The 618-nt window shown below is 66.3% G+C and carries 1 protein-coding gene; it reads right to left on the bottom strand.

Annotation, left to right across the window (positions count from 1 at the left end; genetic code table 11):
• Positions 1-618, bottom strand: a 618-nt coding sequence (queC, locus tag IEY21_RS16720) for a 7-cyano-7-deazaguanine synthase QueC (RefSeq protein ID WP_229753194.1), incomplete at both ends; no start/stop codon positions are given.

The raw sequence follows: 618 nt of genomic DNA, 5'->3' as shown, positions 1-618 counted from the left end.
CGGTCGCGGATGCGGCATGAATCGCACACGCCGCACGGCTCCGTGCCGCCCTGGTAGCAGCTCCAGGTCAGGTCCACCGGAACGCCCAGGTCCAGCGCCGCCTTCACGATGTCCGTCTTGGTCATCAGGGCCAGGGGCGCACTCAGGACCGCTCCACGACCTTCCAGGCCCGCTTTCGTGGCCAGATCGGCCAGCGTCTGGAACGCCGCGAGGTATTCCGGGCGGCAGTCCGGATAGCCGCTGTAATCCACCGCATTGATTCCCAGATAGATTCGCTCGGCGTCAATGGCCTCTGCGAGACTCAGGCCCACGGCGATGAACACCGTATTGCGTCCCGGCACGTAGGTGGGCGGAATCACACCGCCCTCGGTGCCGTCGGTGGGAACGGTCATCGCCTCGTCTGTCAGGGCGCTGCCGCCGAACGAGCCGATGTTGATGTCGATGATGCGGTGTGCGGCCCCAAAATGCCGGGCAATCTGCGCCGCCCGTTCCAGTTCGATGGTGTGCCGCTGCCCATAGCGGAAAGACAGGGCGGTGCAGGCGTACCCGTCACGGGTGGCCAGGCCCAGCACCGTGCTGGAATCCAGTCCGCCGGACAGCAGCACCACCGCACGTTTC

Origin of the sequence: Deinococcus aerophilus, assembly GCF_014647075.1 — a bacterium.
Lineage (GTDB): Bacteria > Deinococcota > Deinococci > Deinococcales > Deinococcaceae > Deinococcus > Deinococcus aerophilus.
Note: the sequence above shows the minus strand (reverse complement) of the source record. Positions and strands in the feature narration are given on the sequence as shown.